The sequence below is a fragment of the Arthrobacter sp. D3-18 genome (assembly GCF_054408525.1).
The window spans coordinates 2,130,545-2,152,908 of sequence record NZ_CP096440.1; the positions used below are offsets into that span (position 1 = coordinate 2,130,545).

21 protein-coding genes are annotated in these 22,364 nt (G+C 62.0%); 20 read left to right on the forward strand and 1 reads right to left on the reverse strand.

The window, feature by feature from the left end:
- Positions 1–142 precede the first annotated feature (142 nt).
- The 13 genes from rpsD to nusB all read left to right on the forward strand — a co-directional run bounded on the left by rpsD (position 143) and on the right by nusB (position 12,058).
- Complete coding sequence (gene rpsD, locus M1D89_RS12055) at positions 143–763, forward strand: 30S ribosomal protein S4 (protein ID WP_011774968.1); 621 nt, start codon at positions 143–145, stop codon at positions 761–763.
- Positions 764–921: 158 nt separating this feature from the next.
- Positions 922–1,296: a DUF948 domain-containing protein gene (locus M1D89_RS12060; protein ID WP_017197541.1), complete on the forward strand. Its 375-nt coding sequence runs from the start codon at positions 922–924 to the stop codon at positions 1,294–1,296.
- A 54-nt stretch (positions 1,297–1,350) separates the two neighbouring features.
- Complete coding sequence (locus M1D89_RS12065) at positions 1,351–1,581, forward strand: hypothetical protein (RefSeq protein WP_208295800.1); 231 nt, start codon at positions 1,351–1,353, stop codon at positions 1,579–1,581.
- A gap of 115 nt (positions 1,582–1,696) precedes the next feature.
- Entirely contained in the window at positions 1,697–4,375 is a 2,679-nt protein-coding gene (alaS, locus tag M1D89_RS12070) for an alanine--tRNA ligase (protein ID WP_498650755.1), read from the forward strand.
- 2 nt (positions 4,376–4,377) lie between these two features.
- Complete coding sequence (gene ruvX / locus M1D89_RS12075; RefSeq protein ID WP_498650756.1) at positions 4,378–4,968, forward strand: Holliday junction resolvase RuvX; 591 nt, start codon at positions 4,378–4,380, stop codon at positions 4,966–4,968.
- Positions 4,965–6,689, forward strand: a complete 1,725-nt coding sequence (gene mltG, locus M1D89_RS12080; protein ID WP_498650757.1) for an endolytic transglycosylase MltG — start codon at positions 4,965–4,967, stop codon at positions 6,687–6,689. Before ruvX ends, mltG begins: the two co-directional genes overlap by 4 nt.
- Positions 6,686–7,540 carry a shikimate dehydrogenase gene (locus M1D89_RS12085; protein WP_498650758.1) on the forward strand — a complete coding sequence of 285 codons (855 nt, stop codon included), beginning with the start codon at positions 6,686–6,688 and terminating at the stop codon, positions 7,538–7,540. The genes mltG and M1D89_RS12085 overlap by 4 nt, the downstream gene beginning before the upstream one ends.
- 26 nt (positions 7,541–7,566) lie before the next feature.
- On the forward strand, positions 7,567–8,766 hold the full coding sequence (gene aroC / locus M1D89_RS12090; RefSeq protein ID WP_498650759.1) for a chorismate synthase: 1,200 nt from the start codon (positions 7,567–7,569) through the stop codon (positions 8,764–8,766).
- A complete protein-coding gene (locus M1D89_RS12095; RefSeq protein ID WP_498650760.1) occupies positions 8,766–9,323 on the forward strand; it encodes a shikimate kinase in 558 nt (185 codons plus the stop codon). Before aroC ends, M1D89_RS12095 begins: the two co-directional genes overlap by 1 nt.
- Positions 9,320–10,411: a 3-dehydroquinate synthase gene (gene aroB, locus M1D89_RS12100; protein ID WP_429329989.1), complete on the forward strand. Its 1,092-nt coding sequence runs from the start codon at positions 9,320–9,322 to the stop codon at positions 10,409–10,411. Before M1D89_RS12095 ends, aroB begins: the two co-directional genes overlap by 4 nt.
- Positions 10,408–10,929 (forward strand): tetratricopeptide repeat protein, encoded by a 522-nt coding sequence (locus M1D89_RS12105; RefSeq protein ID WP_498650761.1) that lies wholly within the window; start codon positions 10,408–10,410, stop codon positions 10,927–10,929. The genes aroB and M1D89_RS12105 overlap by 4 nt, the downstream gene beginning before the upstream one ends.
- Before the next feature lie 155 nt (positions 10,930–11,084).
- A complete protein-coding gene (gene efp / locus M1D89_RS12110; protein WP_011774957.1) occupies positions 11,085–11,648 on the forward strand; it encodes an elongation factor P in 564 nt (187 codons plus the stop codon).
- Positions 11,648–12,058 carry a transcription antitermination factor NusB gene (gene nusB / locus M1D89_RS12115; RefSeq protein ID WP_018777735.1) on the forward strand — a complete coding sequence of 137 codons (411 nt, stop codon included), beginning with the start codon at positions 11,648–11,650 and terminating at the stop codon, positions 12,056–12,058. The genes efp and nusB overlap by 1 nt, the downstream gene beginning before the upstream one ends.
- 73 nt (positions 12,059–12,131) lie before the next feature.
- On the opposite strand, the gene M1D89_RS12120 is transcribed toward nusB, so the two are convergent.
- A complete protein-coding gene (locus tag M1D89_RS12120) occupies positions 12,132–13,415 on the reverse strand; it encodes a PrsW family intramembrane metalloprotease (RefSeq protein ID WP_498650762.1) in 1,284 nt (427 codons plus the stop codon).
- Positions 13,416–13,525: 110 nt separating this feature from the next.
- On the opposite strand from M1D89_RS12120, the gene pyrR reads away from it, so the two are divergent.
- Genes pyrR through pyrF form a run of 7 tightly spaced genes read left to right on the forward strand, consistent with a single transcriptional unit; the run spans position 13,526 to position 22,364 of the window.
- Positions 13,526–14,110 carry a bifunctional pyr operon transcriptional regulator/uracil phosphoribosyltransferase PyrR gene (gene pyrR / locus M1D89_RS12125; protein ID WP_014921974.1) on the forward strand — a complete coding sequence of 195 codons (585 nt, stop codon included), beginning with the start codon at positions 13,526–13,528 and terminating at the stop codon, positions 14,108–14,110.
- Complete coding sequence (locus tag M1D89_RS12130) at positions 14,107–15,114, forward strand: aspartate carbamoyltransferase catalytic subunit (protein ID WP_498650763.1); 1,008 nt, start codon at positions 14,107–14,109, stop codon at positions 15,112–15,114. The genes pyrR and M1D89_RS12130 overlap by 4 nt, the downstream gene beginning before the upstream one ends.
- Entirely contained in the window at positions 15,114–16,439 is a 1,326-nt protein-coding gene (locus M1D89_RS12135; RefSeq protein WP_498650764.1) for a dihydroorotase, read from the forward strand. Before M1D89_RS12130 ends, M1D89_RS12135 begins: the two co-directional genes overlap by 1 nt.
- Positions 16,439–16,960, forward strand: a complete 522-nt coding sequence (locus M1D89_RS12140) for a PH-like domain-containing protein (protein ID WP_498650765.1) — start codon at positions 16,439–16,441, stop codon at positions 16,958–16,960. Before M1D89_RS12135 ends, M1D89_RS12140 begins: the two co-directional genes overlap by 1 nt.
- Positions 16,941–18,188: a glutamine-hydrolyzing carbamoyl-phosphate synthase small subunit gene (carA, locus tag M1D89_RS12145; RefSeq protein ID WP_498650766.1), complete on the forward strand. Its 1,248-nt coding sequence runs from the start codon at positions 16,941–16,943 to the stop codon at positions 18,186–18,188. The genes M1D89_RS12140 and carA overlap by 20 nt, the downstream gene beginning before the upstream one ends.
- Entirely contained in the window at positions 18,188–21,496 is a 3,309-nt protein-coding gene (gene carB, locus M1D89_RS12150; protein WP_419203425.1) for a carbamoyl-phosphate synthase large subunit, read from the forward strand. Before carA ends, carB begins: the two co-directional genes overlap by 1 nt.
- Positions 21,489–22,364 (forward strand): orotidine-5'-phosphate decarboxylase, encoded by an 876-nt coding sequence (pyrF, locus tag M1D89_RS12155; protein ID WP_498650767.1) that lies wholly within the window; start codon positions 21,489–21,491, stop codon positions 22,362–22,364. The genes carB and pyrF overlap by 8 nt, the downstream gene beginning before the upstream one ends.

Below are 22,364 nucleotides of genomic sequence, written 5' to 3' on the forward strand. Positions count from 1 at the left end.
CATGGCCCGACGCACAATCCCTCTGAAGATTTCTTCAATAGTGCTGTGCGCCCGGGCTAGTAGCAAGAGGCAGCGGTTGGCCGATGCTCTCCCTGATGGAGGCCAGTAACACTGACACACCGCAGTAATTGGAAGGACACAAGTGGCTAACAACACTCGTGCTCGCCGTACCGCACGCCTTTCGCGTGCACTCGGCATTGCTCTGACCCCCAAGGCCGCCAAGTACATGGAGCGCCGCCCGTACGGCCCCGGCGAGCATGGCCGTGCCCGCAAGAAGCAGGACTCCGACTACGCCGTACGTCTGCGCGAAAAGCAGCGTCTGCGCGCCCAGTACGGCATCCGCGAAGCCCAGATGACCCGCGCCTTCGAAGAAGCACGCCGCACCAAGGGCCTCACCGGTGAAAACCTGGTTGAGCTGCTCGAAATGCGTTTGGACGCCCTCGTGCTCCGTGCAGGCTTCGCCCGCACCATCGCACAGGCACGCCAGCTGGTTGTGCACCGCCACATCATGGTTGACGGCATCCGCGTGGACCGCCCGTCCTTCCGCGTTGGCGAAGGCCAGCTCATTCACGTTCACAGCCGCTCCGAGGTTATGCCCCCGTTCCAGGTGGCAGCCGCTGGCGCACACGTGCTCAACAACGTGCCGGCATACCTGGACGTCAAGATTGACGCCCTCCAGGCCCGCCTGGTTCGTCGCCCGAAGCGCTCCGAGGTCCCCGTGATCTGCGAAGAGCAGCTCGTCGTCGAATTCTACGCTCGCTAAATTCAAGCAGCGCATACAAAGAAGCCCGTGGCACACGCCGCGGGCTTCTTTGTATGTAAGGTACCGGTCCAATATAGGTAAGGTACTTGGGGAGGCTTCGGCCAAAGCCGTGAACCGGCTGGTGCGAGGCAGCGAAACGATCCAAGGAGAAGAGTTCTATGTCTGGTGGCGACATCGCCGGCCTCATCGCAGCAGGAGTCTTCGCGCTCCTCGTCTTGCTTTTGGCCGTGCCCATTTTGAAGCTGGGCGGCGTCTTTGACGAGGTGCGGACCTCCATCCGTTCCATCAGCGATGGCGCCACGCCCCTGATGGATGAAGTGACTGCAACGGTCACCACCACCAACCAGCAGTTGAAGAAGGTTGACGGCATCGCCTCCAACGTCTCCGATGCATCGGCCAACATCTCCGCGTTGTCCTCGCTCGTTGCAGCAACAGTAGGCTCCCCGCTGATCAAGGTGGCTGCCTTCAGCTATGGCGTCCGTTCAGCCTTCGCTGGACGCCGCACGCCTTCCTCCGGCCGCCGCAGCCGCTGAACAAGTCAGCCGCCGAACAAGCCAACTGCTGAATTACAGGGAGACTGAAACCTCATGAAGAGAATTGTCTGGATGGGCATCGGCGTCGCTATCGGCGTCATTGCCTTCCGTAAGATCACCGAAGCCCAAGCAAACCTTGGGCCGGAGGGCCTGAATCGTGCCGTCGGCCGAATGGCTGACGGACTGTTCGACTTTGCCGACGCCGTGCGTACAGGGATGCATCAACGCGAAGAGGATTTACGGGCAGCGTTGGGGATCGACGACGCCGGAGCCGCCCGGCGCTAGTGGGAGCGGTTCGCCCCCAAGCCCTCAACAGGGCAGAATGGAAAGCTGCGGAACGGCACCAGCCGGTACCGCGCACATCGTGTGCAGTGAATTGAGAAGGGTAAGTAATCAGCTAATGAAGTCGCAGGAGATCACCAAGCGCTGGGTGGACTTTTTTGTCAACAAGGGCCACACCGCCGTTCCCTCCGCGTCGCTCGTTTCCAGCGACCCGTCACTTCTCTTCACTGTGGCCGGAATGGTTCCTTTCATTCCTTATCTGACCGCGCGCGAAGAGCCTCCCTACAGCCGTGCAACGAGTGTCCAGAAGTGCATCCGCACCGGAGACATCGAGGAAGTGGGCAAGACCGCCCGCCACGGCACGTTCTTCCAGATGTGCGGCAACTTCTCGTTTGGCGATTACTTCAAGGAAGACGCCATCAAGTTTGCTTTTGAGCTGCTCACTACTAGCGTTGACGACGGCGGCTACGGGCTTCCGGCGGAACGTCTCTGGGTGACTGTCTACGAAGAGGACGACGAAGCCAAGGAGCTGTGGCTCAAGAACACCGGAATTCCGGCAGAGCGCATCCAGCGCATGGGCAAGGCTGACAACTACTGGTCAACTGGCCAGCCGGGCCCCGCCGGCCCCTGCTCGGAGATCTACTACGACCGCGGCCCTGCTTACGGCATCGAAGGCGGCCCCCTGGCCGACGAGACCCGTTACATCGAAATCTGGAACCTCGTGTTCATGCAGTACCAGATCGAGAACGTCCGCTCCAAGGTGGACTTCGACATCGTTGGTGAACTGCCGCAGAAGAACATCGACACGGGCTTGGGCATGGAGCGTCTCGCGATGATCCTCCAGGGCGTCGAAAACATGTATGAGACCGATCAGGTCCGTCCGGTCATCGACAAAGCTGCTGAACTGTCCGGCCGCGAGTACACCTCGGCCGAATCTCCGGAAGACCCGCACCACACGGACGATGTCCGCATGCGCGTCGTTGGTGACCACATTCGTTCTGCTTTGATGCTCATCGCTGACGGCGTGGCACCGTCCAATGAGGGCCGTGGCTACGTGTTGCGCCGGCTCATTCGCCGCGCTGTACGCGCCATGCGCCTGCTCGGTGTTGAAAAAGCTTGCCTGCCTGACCTCCTTCCCGCCTCCCGCGACGCCATGAAGGGTGTCTACCCGGTGGTGGAAACTGACTTTGCCCGTATCAGCCGGATCGCCTACGCGGAAGAAAAGGCGTTCCTGCGCACTATTGCTTCCGGTACGGCCCGCCTGGAGGACGCGGTAGCCGAATCGAAGGCGGCAGGCGTTCCCTTGTCCGGCGCGGAGGCTTTTGCCCTGCACGACACGTACGGTTTCCCGATCGACCTGACCCTGGAAATGGCCGAAGAAGCCGGCCTCAAGGTGGACGAGGCAGGCTTCCGTGCGCTCATGCTTGAGCAGCGCCAGCGTGCCCAGGCCGATGCCAAGGGCAAGAAGGGCGGCCACGCAGACCTCAGCGCCTACCAAGAGCTCCTCGGCAAGGGTGAGACGGTCTTCACCGGATACGACGAACTTGAGGGCGAGGCCAAGGTCCGCGGCATCGTCAGCGCTGGCCGTGCGGTGGCGCACGCTTCCACTGGCGACGAGATTGAACTGGTCCTCAACGAAACCCCGTTCTATGCAGAAGCCGGTGGCCAGTCAGCTGACACCGGCCTCATCACCGGCGATGGCTTCGTCGTGGAGGTCCTGGACGTGCAGCGTCCCATCAAGGGCCTGAGCGTGCACAAAGCAATAGTCCGTGAAGGTGAGATCGCTTCCGACGCGCTGGTGCGCGCCGCCGTCGACCGTGAACGTCGCCATGCTGCCGAGCAGGCGCACACCGGCACGCACATTGTGCATGCCGCGCTGCACCAGATCCTGGGCCCGGAAGCTACCCAGCGCGGTTCCTACAACAAGGCCGGATACCTTCGCTTTGACTTCGCCTGGGGTGAGGGCTTGAGCACTGCCACCCGGTCTGAAATCGAAGAGGTCTCCAACATCGCCATCCGGAACAACTTCCGGGTGGACACCAAGGTGATGGGGCTCGCTGAAGCGAAGGCGCTGGGCGCCATGGCTCTGTTCGGTGAGAACTACGGCAGCGAAGTCCGCGTAGTGGAGATCGACGGCGCTTGGTCACGCGAATTGTGCGGTGGTACCCACGTTTCCAACACTTCCTTGATCGGCAGCCTTTCTTTGCTGGGCGAGCAATCTGTTGGTTCCGGAAACCGCCGTGTCGAGGCGTTTGTTGGCCTGGACGCCTTCCGTCACTTGGCAGCCGAGCGTGCTCTGGTTTCCGAGCTCACGGAACTCTTGAAAGTTCCGTCCGGACAACTTGCTGACCGCATCTCCAGCACTCTGAACAAGCTCAAGGCCACGGAGAAGGAACTCGATCGCCTCCGTAAGGAACAGCTTGCAGCAGCGGCCGCAAACCTGGTGGGTACCGCCAAGGATGCCGCCGGTGTTCGGGTCGTAGCTCACGACGCCGGTCAGGTGGGTGGAGCCGACGACCTGCGGAACCTTGCCCTGGATCTGCGCAATCGACTCGGTTCTGAAGCCTCCACCGTGGCTGTTGCCGGTGTGAGCAATGACCGGCCCGTCATTCTGATCGCTACCAATGAGGCCGCCCGCGAAGCAGGCGTCAAGGCAGGCGTGCTTGTCCGCTTGGCCGCGGGCATCCTCGGCGGTGGCGGTGGCGGCAAGGACGACGTCGCCCAAGGCGGCGGCACCGACGCTGGGAAGGTCTCCGAGGCCCTCACAGCGGTGGTGGATGCGATAGCCAAGCGCTGACGGTGAATTCCAGTACTGACAGTGGCGTCTACCCCCACGGCATCAAGCTGGGGGTAGACGTCGGTACCGTCCGGGTGGGTCTGGCCATTTGTGATCCCGACGGGATATTGGCCACGCCGTTCAAGACGGTAGGGCGGGACAGCAAGAAAAACTCCGATGTTCGCGTAGTGGTCAAGCACGCGGCGGAGTTGCAGGCGGTCCAGATTTTCGTGGGTCTTCCACGAACCATGAAGGGTGAGGAACGCGCGTCTGCGCAAATGGCCATGGACTACGCAGACCTTCTTACCAGTGAGCTTCTGCGCGTCGGTTTGGACGTTCCCGTAAACCTGGTCGATGAGCGACTTTCCACTGTTACGGCACACCGCAACCTGCACGAAGCTGGCATGAGCAGCAAGAACCACCGTAAAGTGGTTGATCAGGTTGCCGCTGCTGGAATACTTCAGCACGCAATCGACATGCAAAAAGCCAGAGGAACGGACGTTGGCCGCCGAGTGCAGGCACCGGCGCAGTCCGAGAAACCCAGCAGTGCCCCAACGCTGCGGGCTGCCTCAGGCCGTGAATCCGATTCTTCTAAGAGGGGACTGCAACTGTGAGCCCGGTCAACAACGACCCCTCCAGCGGTACCGCCGGCGGCGGTATGTCGCTAACCCGCAAAGAGTTGCGGGCGCGTGAACGATTCCTCGCCACGCAGAACCACAATGTGGTACCCGTTCCTGAAGCGACTCCGGGAGAGGCGGTTCCCTCAGCGGAAGTTGAGCCGGAATTGCCCCGACCAGTGCCGGCCGTTCAACCCGCGCCCGTGACGCCCCCAGCACCTGTAGCACCCCCAACACCCGTAGCGCCCCCAACACCTGTGGCACCCCCGTCAGCTGCGGCCGCGCCTGTGGCCGAATCCCGGAACGGGAACCCGGCCCAGGCAGAGGCTCCGGCCCATGAGCCCGGCGACTCCGAGGTGCATGCGCCCCAGGTGCTTGGTGAGCACGAAGGTCGTCACGAGGATCTGCACGACGAAAACGTCCCCGTCCACGAGGATGAAGTCGACGTCCACGAGGTCAATGACCACGATCTCAGTGAACACGCCGCTGCTGATCACGGTGATATTCACGAAGGTCATGACCAGCACGAGTTCGCTGTGCATGATGACCACTACCAGTTGGACATCCATGAAGAACTACACGACGACGTTCATCTCCATGATGAGCACCACCATGACCTTATTGCCCCTGTTGCCAGTCCGGCATCGAAGGCCGCCGCGAAAAAGGCCCGCCGTCGTCGTCGAGTCCTGGCTCTCCTGATCACTCTGGGAGTCTTTGTCGCCGCCATCGCCATTGGTGCGCAGTTCCTGAAGCCCTTGCTGGGCATGGATAGGGTTACCGATTACCCGGGCCCCGGAACGGGGTCGGTGACAATCAACGTCCCCGAGGGTTCCGGTCCCAAAGCCGTAGCTAACGAGCTCGTTCAAAACCGCGTGGTTGCGGATTCTGATGCTTTTGTTGAGGCATTCCTGAGTGATGGCGGGGAGTTGTCTCCCGGCGAGTTCACGTTCCGCACCGAAATGAAGAACTCCGATGCCGTTGCTGTCCTCGTCAACAAGGACGCCGGGAAGGTGATGTACTTCGCGCTGAGCGCGGGGCTGCGCATCAATGAGTCGTTGGAGGCCATTTCCAAGGGTTCCGGCATTCCGGTGCAAGAGCTCAACGCTTTGAATCAGGCGCCTGGACAATTCGGGGTTCCTGCCAAGGCCAAAAACCTGGAAGGTTTCCTTGCCCCGGGGGAATACCGTTTTGAGCTCGGAACTCCCGCCAAGGACATCATCCAGAAGTTGGTAACCACCACCCTTGATGAACTCAAAGCCCAAGGTGTTACAGACCCCGCCAAGCAGTACGACACCGTAACCATCGCCAGCATCGTGCAGGCCGAAGGTGGTCAGGCAGATTACGGGAACGTGGCCGGAGCCATTTACAACAGGCTCAAGCCCAACAACATAGAGACCAGCGGACTCATCCAGTCCGATGCCACTGTGACGTATGGCTTGGGTAAGAAGTCGTTCCACCTCACTGAGGAAGAAAAGGCCGACAAGTCCAACGCCTATAACACCTACGCCAATGTCGGGCTACCGGTAGGACCTATTGGCTCGCCGGGAAAGACCGCGATTGATGCGGCAGCCAAGCCGACGCAGAATGACTACCTCTACTGGGTGACCATCAACCTGGACAGCAAGGAAACCAAGTTCTCCAAGACCTTGGCTGAGCACAACACCTACGTTGAGCAGTACAACGCGTGGTGCCAGGCCAACGCGGGACGGTGTGTGTGAGTCGTCGCGCCGCAGTACTCGGGCACCCGATCTCACATTCGAAATCTCCGGCACTGCACTCTGCTGCCTACGCCAAGTTGGGTGTGGATATCGAGTACTCGGCCATCGACGTCACTGTGGAACGCCTTCCTTCATTCATGGACTCGATCCGCGGAGATGAAGCTTGGTGTGGCCTCTCGGTCACCATGCCGCTGAAGTCGGCCATGGTCAAAGAAGTAGATGAAGTCCGCGGCGCCGGTGCCCATCTAGGCGTTATCAACACTGTGGTTTTCGAGCACGACGCCGGACAGGTGCGTCGGGTGGGCTACAACACGGATGTTGCGGGCATAGTTGAAGCGGTCCGCTACGCGGGCGTTGTTGCTGCACCCCACGCGGCGATCCTTGGCGGTGGTGGCACTTCCGCTGCGGCCGTCGCTGCGGTGCAGGAACTTGGCGCCCGTCACGTCGACGTTTTCGTTCGCGACGCGGGACGTGCCGGCGACGCGCAAGCTGCCGCGGCCGCCGTCGGAATTTCCCTCAACATCAGGCCCCTGACGGAAGCGGCAACTGCTGTGGCCGGCACGGATCTGGTGATCTCTACTTTTCCACCGCGTGCCGCTGATTCCTTGGCTGAAGAGCTCGCGGCGTTGCCAGGCACCGGGGCCGGCGTCCTGCTGGATGTCGCCTACGATCCTTGGCCCAGCCGCCTCGCTGAGGTGTGGCATGGTCACGGGGGAGCAGTAGTTCCGGGCTTGGAGATGCTGATGTATCAGGCGGCCGAGCAGATCAGGCGCTTCAGCGGCTGTGACGTTGATGCCGCCGTCATAGATGTGATGTGCGACTCAGTCGGGCTTCCCCGGCGAGTGTTCTAGAAGCCTTACATGGCAGGATTGGTTATATGTTGCGTTGGTTGACTGCCGGTGAATCCCATGGTCCGGCCCTGATCGGAATTGTTGAAGGCGTGCCTGCCGGTGTAGAACTCACCAGCGGGCAGATTCGTGACGCGTTGGCGCGTCGCCGCCTGGGCTACGGACGTGGTGCCCGCATGAAGTTTGAGCAGGACGAGGTCACCATCATGGGTGGCGTCCGTCATGGACTTACCCAAGGTGGCCCTGTTGCCATCCAGGTGGGCAACACCGAGTGGCCCAAATGGGAGCAGATCATGTCTGCTGATCCCGTGGACCCTGAGGTCCTCGCCGACCAAGCCCGCAATGCACCTCTGACGCGTCCGCGCCCGGGACACGCCGATTTCACGGGCATGCAAAAGTACGGATTCGACGAAGCCCGCCCGGTCCTTGAGCGCGCCAGCGCACGCGAGACCGCCACGCGCGTGGCCCTTGGTACCGTCGCTGCACAATTCCTGAAGCAACTGGGCATCGAGTTGGTAAGCCACACCGTTTCCATTGCCAGCGTGACGGTTCCCGAAGGCCGGCCTTTGCCGTTACCGAACGACGTCATAGCCCTCGACGCGGACCCCTTGCGTTGTTTCGACCGCGAGACGTCCAATGCGATGGTGGCCGAGGTGGATGCCGCCCACAAGGAAGGCGAAACCCTGGGTGGCGTGGTGGAAGTCCTGGCATATGGGCTTCCCCCTGGACTCGGCAGCTACGTCCACTGGGATCGTCGCCTCGACTCACGTCTCGCGGCTGCACTCATGGGTATCCAGGCCATTAAGGGCGTAGAAGTGGGTGACGGCTTCCTTACAGCTGCACGCCGTGGATCTGCTGCCCACGATGAGATCCTCAAGGACGGGAATGGCAAGATCGTTCGCCAGACCAACCGGGCCGGTGGCATCGAAGGCGGCATGAGCATCGGTGAAGTTCTTCGTGTTCGGGCTGCCATGAAGCCGATTGCGACCGTTCCACGGGCGCTTCGTACCATTGATGTCAGCACCGGTGAGCCTGCCAAGGCACACCACCAGCGCTCGGATGTTTGCGCGGTTCCCGCAGCAGGCGTTGTGGCGGAGGCTATGGTGGCTTTGGTTCTCGCCGAGGCTGTCGCCGAAAAGTTCGGTGGCGACTCCGTCGCGGAGACCCAGCGGAACCTCCAGAGCTACCTTGAGAGCATCCCGGCCACCCTGGACTCGGTCGGCCGGTAGTGGTTCGCGCTATCCCGGATGGCCGACCCGTTGTTCTCGTGGGCCCCATGGCCGTTGGAAAATCGGCGATAGGCCAGCAACTGGCCCACCAACTCCGTGTCCCGTTCGTGGACACTGACGCAGTGGTGGTAGCTGCGCACGGCAGCATCGCGGACATTTTCGCCGGCAGGGGAGAGCACGCGTTCCGCGAGATTGAAGCGCGGGCAGTGGCGAAGGCCATCGAGTCTGCCAAGGTCGAGCCAGCCATCATTTCCCTGGGCGGCGGGGCTGTGCTTGACTCCGGTACCCAGCAGTTGCTGGGGGAGTGCACCGTTGTCTATCTGGAATGCGATGCGGATACCGTCGCAGACAGGATCGCTCGGAACACCGGGCGGCCGCTGCTGCAGGGTGACGCCATGACCCGCTGGGAAGCGTTGTTTGCCACCCGGCGTCCCGTCTATGAGCGTCTCGCGGACATTGTCATGGATGTCCGTTCCGGATCCGTGGCAGAAATCGGCCTCCACTTGGAGGAGCGGCTGCTCGAGCATGCAGCCTTGAAAGAGGAAGTTGAAAAGTGAGCAACGAAGCAACTGTCATCAAGGTGACCGGCCAGTCGGCTAACGAGAACTACGACGTCGTGGTGGGCCGCGGGCTGTTGGACACGCTGCCTGCCAAGCTTGGCGAACGCGTACGACGCGTTCTGGTGATCCACCCGCGGGCCCTGCGCCTGACCGGCGATACCGTCCGGGACGAGCTGGAGGCCGCAGGGTTCACAGCACTCACGGCCGAAATCCCCGATGCTGAAGAGGGCAAGCACATTCAGGTTGCGGCGTTCTGTTGGCAAGTGCTGGGCCAGAACGATTTCACGCGATCCGACGCCATCGTCGCAGTTGGCGGCGGCGCTGTAACGGACCTCGCAGGCTTCGTGGCGGCCACCTGGCTCCGTGGCGTCAAGGTCATCCACATGCCCACGAGCTTGCTCGGCATGGTGGATGCCTCAGTGGGGGGCAAAACAGGCATCAACACAGCCGAAGGAAAGAACCTTGTGGGTTCCTTCCACCCCCCGGCCGCTGTCCTGGCCGACTTGGACACGCTCCAGACCCTGCCGAAGAACGAGCTCATTTCCGGAATGGCTGAGGTCATCAAGTGCGGCTTCATCGCTGATCCGGCAATCCTCGACCTCGTGGAAAAAAACACCGACGCAGTAATGGATCCCGGATCCGATGTAGTTCGGGAGCTCATTGAACGCGCGATTTCCGTGAAGGCTGAAGTCGTTTCCCAGGACCTCAAGGAATCCGGCCTCCGTGAAATCCTGAACTACGGTCACACCCTGGGCCACGCCATCGAGCTCGTGGAACGCTACTCATGGCGCCACGGTGCCGCCGTTTCCGTGGGAATGATGTTTGCTGCCGAGTTGTCGCGAAGCGTCGGGCGTTTGTCCGATGCTGACGCCGACCGGCACCGCACCATCCTGGAGAGCCTTGGCCTGCCCATCACGTACCGCAGAGACCGCTGGCAGGGTCTTCTGGACGGAATGCGCCGGGACAAGAAGTCACGAGGCGATCTCCTCCGGTTCGTTGTCCTCGACGGCGTTGCCAAGCCGGGCATCCTGGAGGTCCCTGACACGTCACTCCTGTTTGCTGCCTACCAGGAGATCGCATCATGACCGTCACTCTTCGGGAAGGGGTCAGCGACTGGCCAACTGCCGGCTTCCCCGGAGTCCGGATGAACCCGGACACTTTGCTTCCTGTGGTTGTCAATGAGGAAGCCATGGAGTCAGCCCTCGCGGCGTCGGAAGACCCTGCGGATCGCATCATGGCCCTACTGCTGGACAACCAGCCCAACGAAGCGGCCGAGCTGTTGGCCGAGGCACGCTACAAGGATCCGGAGTCGTTCCGGTTGCGGATCTTCGAAGCGGAAGTGCACAGGGCAACCAACCGGCTGGACCGAGCCGTGCAGTTGTTCCGGCACCTGCTGCAGGATGTCCAGGGCACCTCCAAGGAAGCGATCGTGCACCAGTATCTGGGCAGGGCATACTTCGTCAGCGGGAATGCGCTGGCAGCATCCGAGGAGTTCGCAAAGGCGCTGGACCTACGCGTAGCCATGGCCGCCGATGCGGCGTTGATCTACTCTTCCGCTGTTGCCCTGCAGAGGGCCCGGAATGTACTTGAACTGGCTTCCTGAACGCCCTGGAATCGGAGCTCGCAAGCCATAGCCGTATTTGCCGGTAGAATGGTTCTTGGATTTTTGATAAATACGCGCTGGCGGGCCGTTTGGCATGCCTGCTTGGCATAGGCAAACTGGCAGCTTGAACCAGTGAGAGAAACCAGAGGATACGAGTGGCAACCACAAACGACATCAAGAACGGGACCGTACTGAAGCTCGAGGGCCAGCTCTGGAACATCATTGAGTTCCAGCACGTCAAGCCGGGCAAGGGCGGCGCCTTCGTTCGCACCAAGATGCGCAACGTCATGTCCGGCAAGGTGGTCGACAAGACCTTCAACGCCGGCCTGAAGATTGAAACCGCAACGGTTGACCGCCGTGACTACCAGTACCTGTACCAGGACGGCGAAGATTTCGTCTTCATGGACACCCAGGACTACGACCAGATCACCGTGTCCGGTGCCACCGTGGGCGACGCCACCAACTTCATGCTCGAGAACCAGATGGTCAACATTGCCATCCACGAGGGCACGCCGCTGTACATCGAATTGCCCCCGAGCGTTGTCCTCGAAATCACCTACACGGAACCGGGCCTTCAGGGCGACCGCTCCTCGGCAGGCACCAAGCCCGCAACGGTGGAGACTGGCTACGAAATCCAGGTACCACTGTTCGTTGAGCAGGGCACCAAGGTCAAAGTAGACACCCGCGATGGCAGCTACTTGGGCCGGGTCAACGACTAGTGAGCGCACGCGGTAAAGCCCGTAGCAGGGCCCTTGAAGTACTTTTCGAGGCGGAGCAGCGCTCCGTTTCGGCTTTCGACGCGATGACAGCGCGCCGGGAGAAGACCGATCTTGTCATCAACCCGTACACGGTGGAAATCGTGGAGGGTGTTGTTTCCATGCAGGCAACCATCGATGAATTCCTGGAGACCTACGCCCAGGGCTGGACGTTGGAGCGTATGCCGTCGGTAGACCGCATCATCCTTCGTATTGGCGCTTGGGAACTTCTCTACAATGACGAAGTTCCGGACGGCGTAGCTGTCAGCGAAGCTGTGGCACTTGCCAAGACGATGTCCACGGACGAGTCACCGGCTTTCATCAACGGGCTGCTTGGCCGCTTGCAGAAGCTCAAGCCGTCGCTGCTCGCTTAGGCATTCATGACAAAAAAAGGACCCGCATCCACAGGATGCGGGTCCTTTTTGTGTTACTTGCAGGTCCTTTGCACTACTGGAGCACCGCCGCCCTGAGGGACGGGATGCTGCGCAGGTGCTCCAATTCATCGTGTTGGTGAACGTGGACGTCGCGGCCACTGAGGATCCTCTGCCGGGTAAACGCCAATGCTGTGGCCCCTTTGATAAACGATTTCATTTGGTTGCCGCGACCGCGCGAGGACGCCCAACGAACAGCCTGCCGCCTGCCTCGTGACGTGGCCAGCATCTCCACTTCAGCTGGGGTGAACCAGCCTGCCCGGGCATACTCGAGAAGCCGCTGGCGGGTGAGTTTTCCTTCGGCGTAGCGTAGAAGGATGATGCCCGCAGCAGCGATCAGGAAGATCGGCACCTGGACCACGAAGTACTCCACCAGGAAGTTCTGCCCCATGCTGTTCCAGCGGTTGTGCAGGAACATTGCAGGCAGCAAACCGACGAAGAACGCCAGGACGGCATAGCCCGAGTGCCACTTCCGGGCTGCGAAGCCCATGATCAGTCCGGTTGTCCCCGTGAACACCGCGTGGGCGAACGGCGACATAACGCCTCTTAGGATGAAAATTCGGACCAAGTCAGTGCCGGGATCGGTGGAGGAGGCTATTTCACGTCCAAAGTAGAGGATGTTCTCCGTGAAGGCGAAGCCCGCGGCGATGGTGAAGGCGAAGACCACCCCGTCTACCGGTCCGTCAAAGTACTTGCGTGCTGCCAGGATCAGGACCAACAAACCCAGAGACTTGGTGAACTCTTCAACGATGGGGGCCTGGACCGTTGCCATGAAGTAGGTGAAAGCTTCTTCGCTGGACGTGGGTGCTGCAAGCGCGAAGATCGGCTGGATGAGCAGCGTCCCGGCAATGGACACCGCGGCACCCCACGTGAACGCGAACCATAAGAGCCTCCTAGGCTCGGGCTCCCAACGATCGATCAGGCGTACGGTCAACAGCACTACGGACAGCGGAATAAGGGACGCGATGAAGCCGATCACGAAACCGGCAATGCCCGTATTTCCCAGAAGGAACGGCACCACCAGCAACAGGCTGCCGAGGACCAGTACGGTTCCCACAACGAGTAGTGGCAGCATGCCCCAGGACTTGCGACCTTGCGGCGCGGGTGGCATCGCCCAGGTTTGCCGGGGGAGGGATGTTGGATTACCAGGGGCCGGTTGATAGTTCCCCGGCTGCACGCGGCCTATCCAGGTGGGGTTGGCACCAGGTTCCAGATATGGCCGCGGATAGGGTTGGCCGTGGTGGTTCATGGTCATGGGAAAGAGCCTATTCCACAGCACGGAGTGTGAGCTTAAACTCACGCTTCTCTACCGTCCTCGGTGAGGTGCGGGAGAGGCGCTGTGGTAGTTTTGAAAAGCAAATATTCCTTTTTTAATTCCGTCCCGTGAGGCGGGGAAAGGGGAGACGAGCGATGACTGAAGTCACTTCAGCGCACGTGCCGTCGCGGGTTGTTCTCAATCAGGCAGACATTGATCGTGCGCTCACTCGTATCGCCCACGAGATCCTCGAAGCCAATAAAGGCTCCCAGGACCTGGTTCTTTTGGGCATTCCCAGCCGCGGCTATCCTTTGGCCGTACGGCTTGCCAACAAAATTGCAGCGGCCGACCCCACGGTGAACGCCGAGACGATGGTCGGCCAGCTGGATGTCACCATGTTCCGTGACGACCTCTCCCACCAGCCCACGCGGCCCCCACGTCACACACGGCTTCCGCTGTCCGGGATCGATAACAAGGTTGTTGTCCTGATCGATGACGTTCTTTATTCGGGCCGGACCATTCGCGCCGCATTGGACGCTTTGGTTGACCTTGGCCGCCCGCGGATCGTCCGGTTGGCTGTGCTGGTGGACCGGGGACACCGCGAGCTTCCCATCCGTGCAGACCACGTGGGCAAGAACCTGCCCACTTCCTCCTCCGAAAAAGTCCGGGTTCACCTCGAGGAGATCGACTCCGTGGACGGCGTTCCCGTCAACGAGGTAGTAATTGAGGCCGGCAAGTGAAGCACCTCCTTTCCACCGAAAACCTCAGTCTCTTCGACGCCATTCGTGTTCTGGACACAGCTGAGGAAATGTCCGCAGTCGGCGAGCGTGAAGTAAAGAAACTACCGGCACTGCGCGGCCGTACCGTGGTTAACCTATTCTTCGAAGACTCCACCCGTACCCGTATTTCCTTTGAAGCCGCAGCCAAACGCCTGTCAGCCGATGTCATCAACTTCGCCGCCAAGGGGTCCTCGGTTTCCAAAGGGGAATCCCTCAAGGACACGGCGCAGACACTCGCAGCCATGGGCGCGGACGCCGTCGTCATCCGCCACTGGGCTTCCGGCGCGCCGCATCGGCTCGCTGCCACTGACTGGATTGACGCCGCTGTCATCAACGCCGGCGACGGCACCCACGAGCACCCGACCCAGGCACTCCTGGATGCCTTCACCATGCGTCGGCATTGGTCCCAGGTCAACGGCATCGAATCCACCGGAGCAGACCTCAAGGGCATGCGGGTAGCAATTGCGGGGGATGTCCTGCACTCCCGTGTCGCCCGTTCCAACGTTTGGCTGCTGAAGACTCTTGGCGCTGAGGTCACCCTGGTGGCGCCGCCTACATTGCTGCCCATCGGCGTCGAGCACTGGCCTTGCAAGGTCAGCTACAACCTGGACGAGACGCTGGAGGCCGGCATCGACGCCATGATGATGCTGCGTGTCCAGGGCGAGCGGATGAATGCGTCGTTCTTCCCGTCGACCCGCGAGTACTCGCGCCGCTGGGGTTTCGACGACGCCAGGCTCCGAACACTGGACGATCTCGGCATGAAGGACACCATCATCATGCATCCCGGCCCCATGAACCGGGGTTTGGAGATATCTTCTGCCGCCGCAGATTCGCCGCGTTCCACCGTGCTCGCGCAGGTGCGGAACGGGGTCTCGGTCAGAATGGCCGCCCTTTACCTGCTGCTCTCCGGGGACTCCCGTGAAGCTGCCCCGAACGTAAGCCAGTCCAGCAAGGAGACCAACTGATGGCCGAGAACACCTACCTGATTCGTGGGGCCGCCATCCTCGGCGGCGGAGCTGAAGACCTCTTGATCCGTGACGGCGTTATCGAAGCACGCGGCAAGGACCTGTCAGCTGATGACGCAACAGTCATCGACGCCCAGGGCCTCGTCGCCCTGCCTGGCATGGTGGACGTTCACACCCACTTGCGCGAACCCGGCCGCGAAGACGCCGAAACAGTGGAAACCGGTACCCGGGCCGCTGCGCTTGGAGGCTTCACTGCAGTCCACGCCATGGCCAACAGCAACCCGGTGGCAGACACTGCGGGCGTCGTGGAGCAGGTTCACAGCCTGGGCCGTGCCTCCGGTTGGGTTGATGTGCGCCCTGTAGGTGCAGTGACCGTGGGCTTGGCGGGGGAGCAGCTCGCCGAGCTGGGGGCCATGGCGGATTCCCGTGCCCAGGTCCGGATGTTCTCCGACGACGGCATCTGCGTCCACGATCCCGTCCTCATGCGCCGGGCGTTGGAATACGTCAAAGCGTTCGACGGCGTGGTGGCCCAGCATGCTCAGGAACCGCGCCTTACCGCTGGTGCGCAGATGAACGAAGGTGCTGTTTCCGCGGTGCTGGGACTCACCGGCTGGCCGGCTGTCGCCGAGGAAAGCATCATTGCCCGCGACGTCCTGCTTGCCCAGCATGTTGGTTCCCGTCTCCACGTATGCCACGTCTCCACGGCGGGTTCCGTGGAGATCGTGCGCTGGGCGAAGGCGCGTGGAATCAACGTCACTGCCGAGGTCACCCCTCACCACCTGCTCCTCACTGATGAGCTGGTCCGTAGCTACGACCCCGTCTACAAGGTCAACCCGCCGCTGCGGACCGACGCCGACGTTCAAGCGCTCCGTGAGGGCTTGGCAGACGGCACCATCGACGTCGTGGGAACCGATCATGCCCCGCACCCCAGCGAGCACAAGGAATGTGAATGGGCGCAGGCAGCCATGGGCATGACCGGCCTTGAAACCGCCCTGTCCGTGGTCCAGGAGACCATGATCGAAACCGGCCTCATGACCTGGGCCGACTTCGCCAGGGTTACCTCGTTCACGCCGGCAGTCATTGGCCGTGTTGCCGATCAAGGCCGTCCGCTTGAGGTTGGCGAGCCCGCCAACGTCATCCTGGTGGACCCGGCTGCGCGTTGGACCGTTGACCCCCATAAAATGGCAACCATGGGCCGCAATTCACCGTTCAAGGGCAAAGAGCTGCCCGGCTCCGTGGTGGCTACTTTCTTCAAAGGCCATCCAACCGTTCTCGGCGGACAGCTCAACACGCCGTACAGGTACCCGGCAGTCAGCAGCAACTAATGGACAACCAAACACTGACCGTGCTCATCACGGTGCCGTTGATCGTCGTCGTCCTGGCGATGATCTGGCTGGGGTGGCGGAACCGGCTAAGGCGACAAGCCGACGTCGAACGCCTTCCCGAGGTGCCGGAGCAGCTGACACCGGCATCGGTGGTCGCAGACGGCCAATACGTGGCCACCACCACGGCGGGCGACTGGCTGGATCGGATCGCAGTGCAGGGCCTGGGTATCCGGACCAACGCGGAACTGAGTGTTCACGCTGAAGGCGTGCTGTTCGACCGATCCGGTGCCGCCCCTGTTTTCATCCCGCGAGCCGCCCTGGTGGACAGCCGCGAAGCCAACGGCATGGCCGGGAAATTCGTCGAAAAGGACGGACTCCTGGTCGTCAACTGGAAGCTTGGTGCCCGGGAACTCGACACCGGATTCCGTTCCAGGCACGCAACCGACAAGCAGCTCCTCCTCGAAGCCCTCCAAGAATTGATCTCCGCAGCCCCTCAGGCAGATGCCGATAGTGGAAAGTAATAAAGTGACGGATAGTAAAGCAGCCACCACCCCCACCCCCTCAGCAGCAATACTCGTGCTCGAAGACGGCCGCATGTTCCGCGGCCGCAGCTACGGAGCCCAGGGAACCGCTCTCGGTGAGGCCGTCTTCGCCACCGGCATGACCGGCTACCAGGAGACCATCACCGACCCCTCGTACGCCCGCCAGCTGGTGGTCCAGACTGCGCCGCACATCGGCAACACCGGCGTCAACAGCGAAGACGCTGAGTCCCGCCGCATCTGGGTGGCAGGGTACATTGTGCGCGACGCCGCCCGGCGCCCCTCAAACTGGCGCTCCGAACGAAGCCTCGATGATGAACTGGTGGAGCAGGGAATCGTTGGCATCCAGGGCGTAGACACCAGGGCCATCACCCGCCACCTCCGTGAGCACAAGACCATGCGGGCAGGTATTTTCTCCGGCGAGGCCGCGCAGGCCACCGACAAGGAACTCCTGGATGCTGTCCTGGCCAGTGCGCCCATGGAAGGCGCAGCGCTTGCTGAGGAAGTCTCCATTGACGAGGCCTATGTCGTGGAGCCCAAGGACCACGGCTGGGAAGGCGAGCCGCGCTTCTCCATCGCAGCCGTTGACCTTGGTATCAAGGCAATGACTCCGGTGCGCTTCGCTGAGCGCGGCGTGCGCGTGCACGTCCTGCCGGCCACTTCCACCCTGGAGGACGTCAACGCGGTCAAGCCGGACGGCTTCTTCATGTCCAACGGACCCGGCGACCCCGCTACGGCCGACCACCAGGTTTCCCTGCTGCGCTCGGTGCTGGACGAGAAACTCCCGTACTTCGGCATCTGCTTCGGTAACCAGATCCTGGGCCGTGCCCTGGGCTTCGGCACCTACAAGCTCCGTTACGGCCACCGGGGCATCAACCAGCCGGTGATGGACCGCCGGACCGGCAAGGTGGAAATCACCTCGCAGAACCACGGCTTCGCTGTTGACGCGCCGCTGAACGGTTCCACCGTGGCACCCGAAGAGCGCTTTGGCCGCGTGGAAGTCAGCCACGTTTCGTTGAACGACGACGTCGTTGAAGGACTCGCCTGCCTCGACATCCCGGCGTTCTCGGTCCAGTACCACCCCGAAGCGGCGGCCGGACCGCACGATGCTGCCTACCTCTTCGACCGCTTCATCGACCTCATGGCCGATACCAAGTCCAAGGCCACAGGCGCCAACTCCACCGACTCCAAGACTGAGGACAAGAAGTAATGCCCAAGCGTACAGATCTCAAGAGCGTCCTTGTCATCGGTTCCGGCCCCATCGTCATTGGCCAGGCGGCCGAATTCGACTACTCCGGTACCCAGGCACTTCGCGTCCTCAAGGAGGAGGGCCTGCGGGTCATCCTCGTAAACTCCAACCCGGCCACCATCATGACGGACCCCGAGTTCGCCGATGCCACCTACGTTGAGCCCATCACCCCTGAGGTGGTGGAGAAGATCATCGCCAAGGAGCGTCCGGACGCCATCCTGCCCACCCTGGGTGGCCAGACGGCTCTGAACACTGCCATCGCATTGGACAAGAACGGTGTGCTGGAGAAGTACAACGTGGAACTCATTGGCGCGAACATTGCTGCCATTGAGCTCGGGGAAGACCGTGAGAAGTTCAAGGGTGTTGTGGAGCGTTGTGGCGCGGAGTCCGCACGCAGCCACATCATCCACACCATGGAAGAGGCCTTCGCTGCTGCTGAGGATCTGGGCTACCCCATGGTGGTCCGGCCGTCCTTCACCATGGGTGGCCTGGGCTCAGGCTTGGCTTACAACGAGGACGACCTCCGCCGCATCGTCGGCCAGGGCCTCCAGTACAGCCCCACCACCGAGGTCCTGCTCGAAGAGAGCATTCTCGGCTGGAAAGAGTACGAGCTTGAAATGATGCGCGACAAGAACGATAACGTCGTTGTTGTCTGCTCCATCGAAAACTTCGACCCCGTGGGCGTCCACACCGGTGACTCCATCACGGTTGCACCGGCACTGACCCTCACAGACCGCGAGTACCAGAAGCTCCGCGACGTCTCCATCGCCGTCATCCGCGAAGTGGGCGTGGACACCGGTGGCTGCAACATCCAGTTCGCCATCGACCCCGCCACGGGCCGCGTTGTGGTCATTGAAATGAACCCGCGCGTCTCCCGTTCCTCCGCGTTGGCGTCCAAGGCAACGGGCTTCGCCATTGCCAAGATCGCAACCAAGCTCTCCCTCGGTTACACACTGGACGAGATCCCCAACGACATCACCCAGAAGACTCCGGCGTCCTTTGAGCCCACCTTGGACTACGTAGTGGTCAAGGTTCCGCGTTTCGCCTTCGAGAAGTTCCCGGCGGCTGACAACACGCTGACCACCACCATGAAGTCCGTGGGTGAAGCCATGGCCATGGGCCGCAACTTCACCGAAGCCCTGCAGAAGGCCCTTCGCTCATTGGAGCAGAAGGGCTCGCAGCTGGACTTCAGCTCCGTGCCGGAGTACGAGGTTGCCGAGCTCATCGAGAAGGCCAAGCGCCCCACCACGGACCGCCTGCACCAGGTGCAGCGTGCGCTCCTGGGTGGCGCCACGGTGGAAGACCTTTTCGAGGCCACCAAGATCGACCCCTGGTTCTTGGACCAGCTGCAGCTTCTCAACGAGACCGCGCAGGAGATCCGCAAGGCCGGGGTGCTCACCGAGGAAATGCTGCGCAACGCCAAGCGCCACGGCTTCTCCGACGAGCAGATCGGTGCCTTGACGCACAACAACGAGGCAGTGGTGCGAGGCGTTCGCCAGGCCTTGGGCATTCGTCCGGTCTACAAGACAGTGGACACCTGTGCCGCTGAGTTTGCCGCCTACACCCCGTACCACTATTCGTCCTATGACGAGGAAGATGAGGTAGGCCTGCACGCCAAGCCCTCCGTCATCATCCTGGGTTCAGGGCCCAACCGCATTGGCCAGGGCATCGAGTTCGACTACTCCTGCGTGCACGCCTCCATGGCGCTCCGCAAGGCCGGCTACGAAACCGTCATGGTCAACTGCAACCCCGAGACCGTCTCCACGGACTACGACGTTTCCACGCGCCTTTACTTTGAGCCGCTGACCCTTGAGGACGTCCTCGAGGTCATTGCCGCTGAAGAGCGCACCGGTGGCGTGATGGGTGTCTTCGTGCAGCTCGGTGGCCAGACCCCGCTGAAGCTCGCACAGCAGCTCGCCGACGCCGGTGTTCCGATCCTGGGTACCTCGCCGGAAGCGATCGACCTCGCCGAGCACCGTGGCGCCTTCGCCCGGGTCCTGGACGAAGCCGGCCTGACTTCCCCGAAGAACGGCACCGCTGTCTCCTTCGAGGACGCCAAGAAGATCGCTGACGAAATCGGCTACCCGGTGCTGGTCCGCCCGTCTTACGTCCTGGGCGGCCGTGGCATGGAGATCGTCTACGACGAAGCAAACCTCTCCCGCTACATCGCCAACGCCACCGAAATCACCCCGGACCACCCGGTGCTGATTGACCGCTTCCTCGAAGACGCGGTCGAAATCGACGTCGACGCACTCTTCGACGGCACTGACATGTACCTCGGCGGCATCATGGAACACATCGAGGAAGCCGGTATCCACTCGGGTGACTCCGCTTGCGTGCTTCCTCCGATTACCTTGGGCAACAACGTGATCGAGCGCGTGCGCACGGCAACCCGGGCCATTGCCGAAGGCGTGGGTGTCCGCGGCCTCATCAACATCCAGTTCGCACTGGCTTCCGACGTCTTGTACGTCCTTGAAGCTAACCCGCGCGCTTCCCGCACAGTGCCGTTCGTCTCCAAGGCAACGGGCGTGCAGATGGCCAAGGCAGCTGCCCTCATCGGTACGGGCGTGACCATCAACCAGCTCCGCGGCGCCTACAAGATGCTGCCGGAAACGGGCGACGGTTCCACCCTCCCGCTGGACGCCCCGGTTGCCGTCAAGGAAGCGGTCCTTCCGTTCAGCCGCTTCCGTACTCCTGAGGGCAAGGTTGTAGATTCCTTGCTCGGTCCGGAAATGCGCTCCACCGGTGAAGTCATGGGCATCGACAAGCACTTCGACACGGCCTTCGCCAAGAGCCAGGCCGCTGCGAACAACGCGTTGCCCACCGAAGGCAAGATCTTCGTCTCGGTAGCCAACCGTGACAAGCGTTCGGTGATCATGGGCGTCAAGCGCCTCTCGGACCTGGGCTTCGAGATCGTCTCCACCGGTGGTACGGCTGACGTCCTGCGGCGCAACGGCATCCAGGCGACTCCGGTCCGCAAGGTTGCCGAAGGCAGCAGCGCCGAAGGCGAAGGCACCATTGCGGATCTGGTCATTGCCGGCGAGATCGACATGGTCTTCAACACGCCCTCCGGCGGCGAAGCCCGCAGCGACGGATACGAACTCCGTGCCGCGGCAACGTCCATCGGCATTCCGTGCATCACCACCGTTGCCGAGTTCAACGCGGCAGTGCAGGCGATTGAGGCCCTTCGCACCTACGAATGGTCCGTGACCAGCCTGCAGGAGCACGCAGCCAACCTGGCAGCCGCAATGGAAGCAGCCAATGCCTGAGTCTGCTTCACCTCAGCAAGAGCAGCAGCCGGCCCGGGAGTCCTTTGGCTCCCGGCTGGCTGCGGCCATGGCCTCACGCGGTCCGCTGTGCGTTGGAATCGATCCGCACCCGCAGCTTTTGGCTGAATGGGGATTGAACGACGACGCCGCGGGACTGGAGCGCTTTTCGCTGACAGTGGTGGAGGCCGTGGCTTCCCTCGCTGCCGCCGTCAAGCCGCAAGTGGCACTCTATGAGCGTCACGGCTCCGCCGGCATGGCAGTCCTGGAGCGCACCCTGGCAGCCTCTACGGAGGCAGGTGTGCTTAGTATCGCTGATGCCAAGCGCGGGGACATCGGCTCCACCATGGCGGCGTATGCGGATGCCTGGCTGCGGGATGGTTCGTCCTTGGCTGCTGACTCCGTGACCCTGAGCCCGTATCTTGGCTTTGAGTCGCTGCGCCCCGCTTTGGATCTTGCTGCGCAACACGGCAGGGGAGTGTTTGTGCTTGCACTGACATCAAACCCTGAAGGAAAGTCTGTCCAGCATGTCGGCGGAGGCGACTCCGTGGCGCGCAGGATCGCGGCGGCGGCTGCAGCCGAGAACCAGCGGTACGAGGGCTCCCTTGGGTCTGTGGGCTTGGTTGTTGGGGCAACCATTGGTTCTGCCCTGGATGACTTGGATATCGATCTCGGGCCGGTCCGCGGGGCGATTCTGGCACCTGGGCTTGGTGCGCAGGGAGCCACTCCTGCTGATCTTCGAGCGACGTTCGGAAGTGCCTACCCCACCGTTCTGGCCACCTCCAGCCGGGGGATCCTGGCTGCTGGTCCGTCCCTGGCCGGCCTCCGGGCCGCAACGGAAGAGACTCTCGCAGGGCTTCGCTCCGAGTAA

Bases quoted from the DNA above. Each gene is read 5' to 3' on its own strand.
- M1D89_RS12060 (WP_017197541.1), top strand. From the start codon at position 922: ATGTCTGGTGGCGACATCGCCGGCCTCATCGCAGCAGGAGTCTTCGCG.
- M1D89_RS12065 (WP_208295800.1), top strand. From the start codon at position 1,351: ATGAAGAGAATTGTCTGGATGGGCATCGGCGTCGCTATCGGCGTCATT.
- alaS (WP_498650755.1), top strand. From the start codon at position 1,697: ATGAAGTCGCAGGAGATCACCAAGCGCTGGGTGGACTTTTTTGTCAAC.
- aroC (WP_498650759.1), top strand. From the start codon at position 7,567: ATGTTGCGTTGGTTGACTGCCGGTGAATCCCATGGTCCGGCCCTGATC.
- M1D89_RS12105 (WP_498650761.1), top strand. From the start codon at position 10,408: ATGACCGTCACTCTTCGGGAAGGGGTCAGCGACTGGCCAACTGCCGGC.
- pyrR (WP_014921974.1), top strand. From the start codon at position 13,526: ATGACTGAAGTCACTTCAGCGCACGTGCCGTCGCGGGTTGTTCTCAAT.
- M1D89_RS12135 (WP_498650764.1), top strand. From the start codon at position 15,114: ATGGCCGAGAACACCTACCTGATTCGTGGGGCCGCCATCCTCGGCGGC.
- M1D89_RS12140 (WP_498650765.1), top strand. From the start codon at position 16,439: ATGGACAACCAAACACTGACCGTGCTCATCACGGTGCCGTTGATCGTC.
- carA (WP_498650766.1), top strand. From the start codon at position 16,941: ATGCCGATAGTGGAAAGTAATAAAGTGACGGATAGTAAAGCAGCCACC.
- carB (WP_419203425.1), top strand. From the start codon at position 18,188: ATGCCCAAGCGTACAGATCTCAAGAGCGTCCTTGTCATCGGTTCCGGC.
- pyrF (WP_498650767.1), top strand. From the start codon at position 21,489: ATGCCTGAGTCTGCTTCACCTCAGCAAGAGCAGCAGCCGGCCCGGGAG.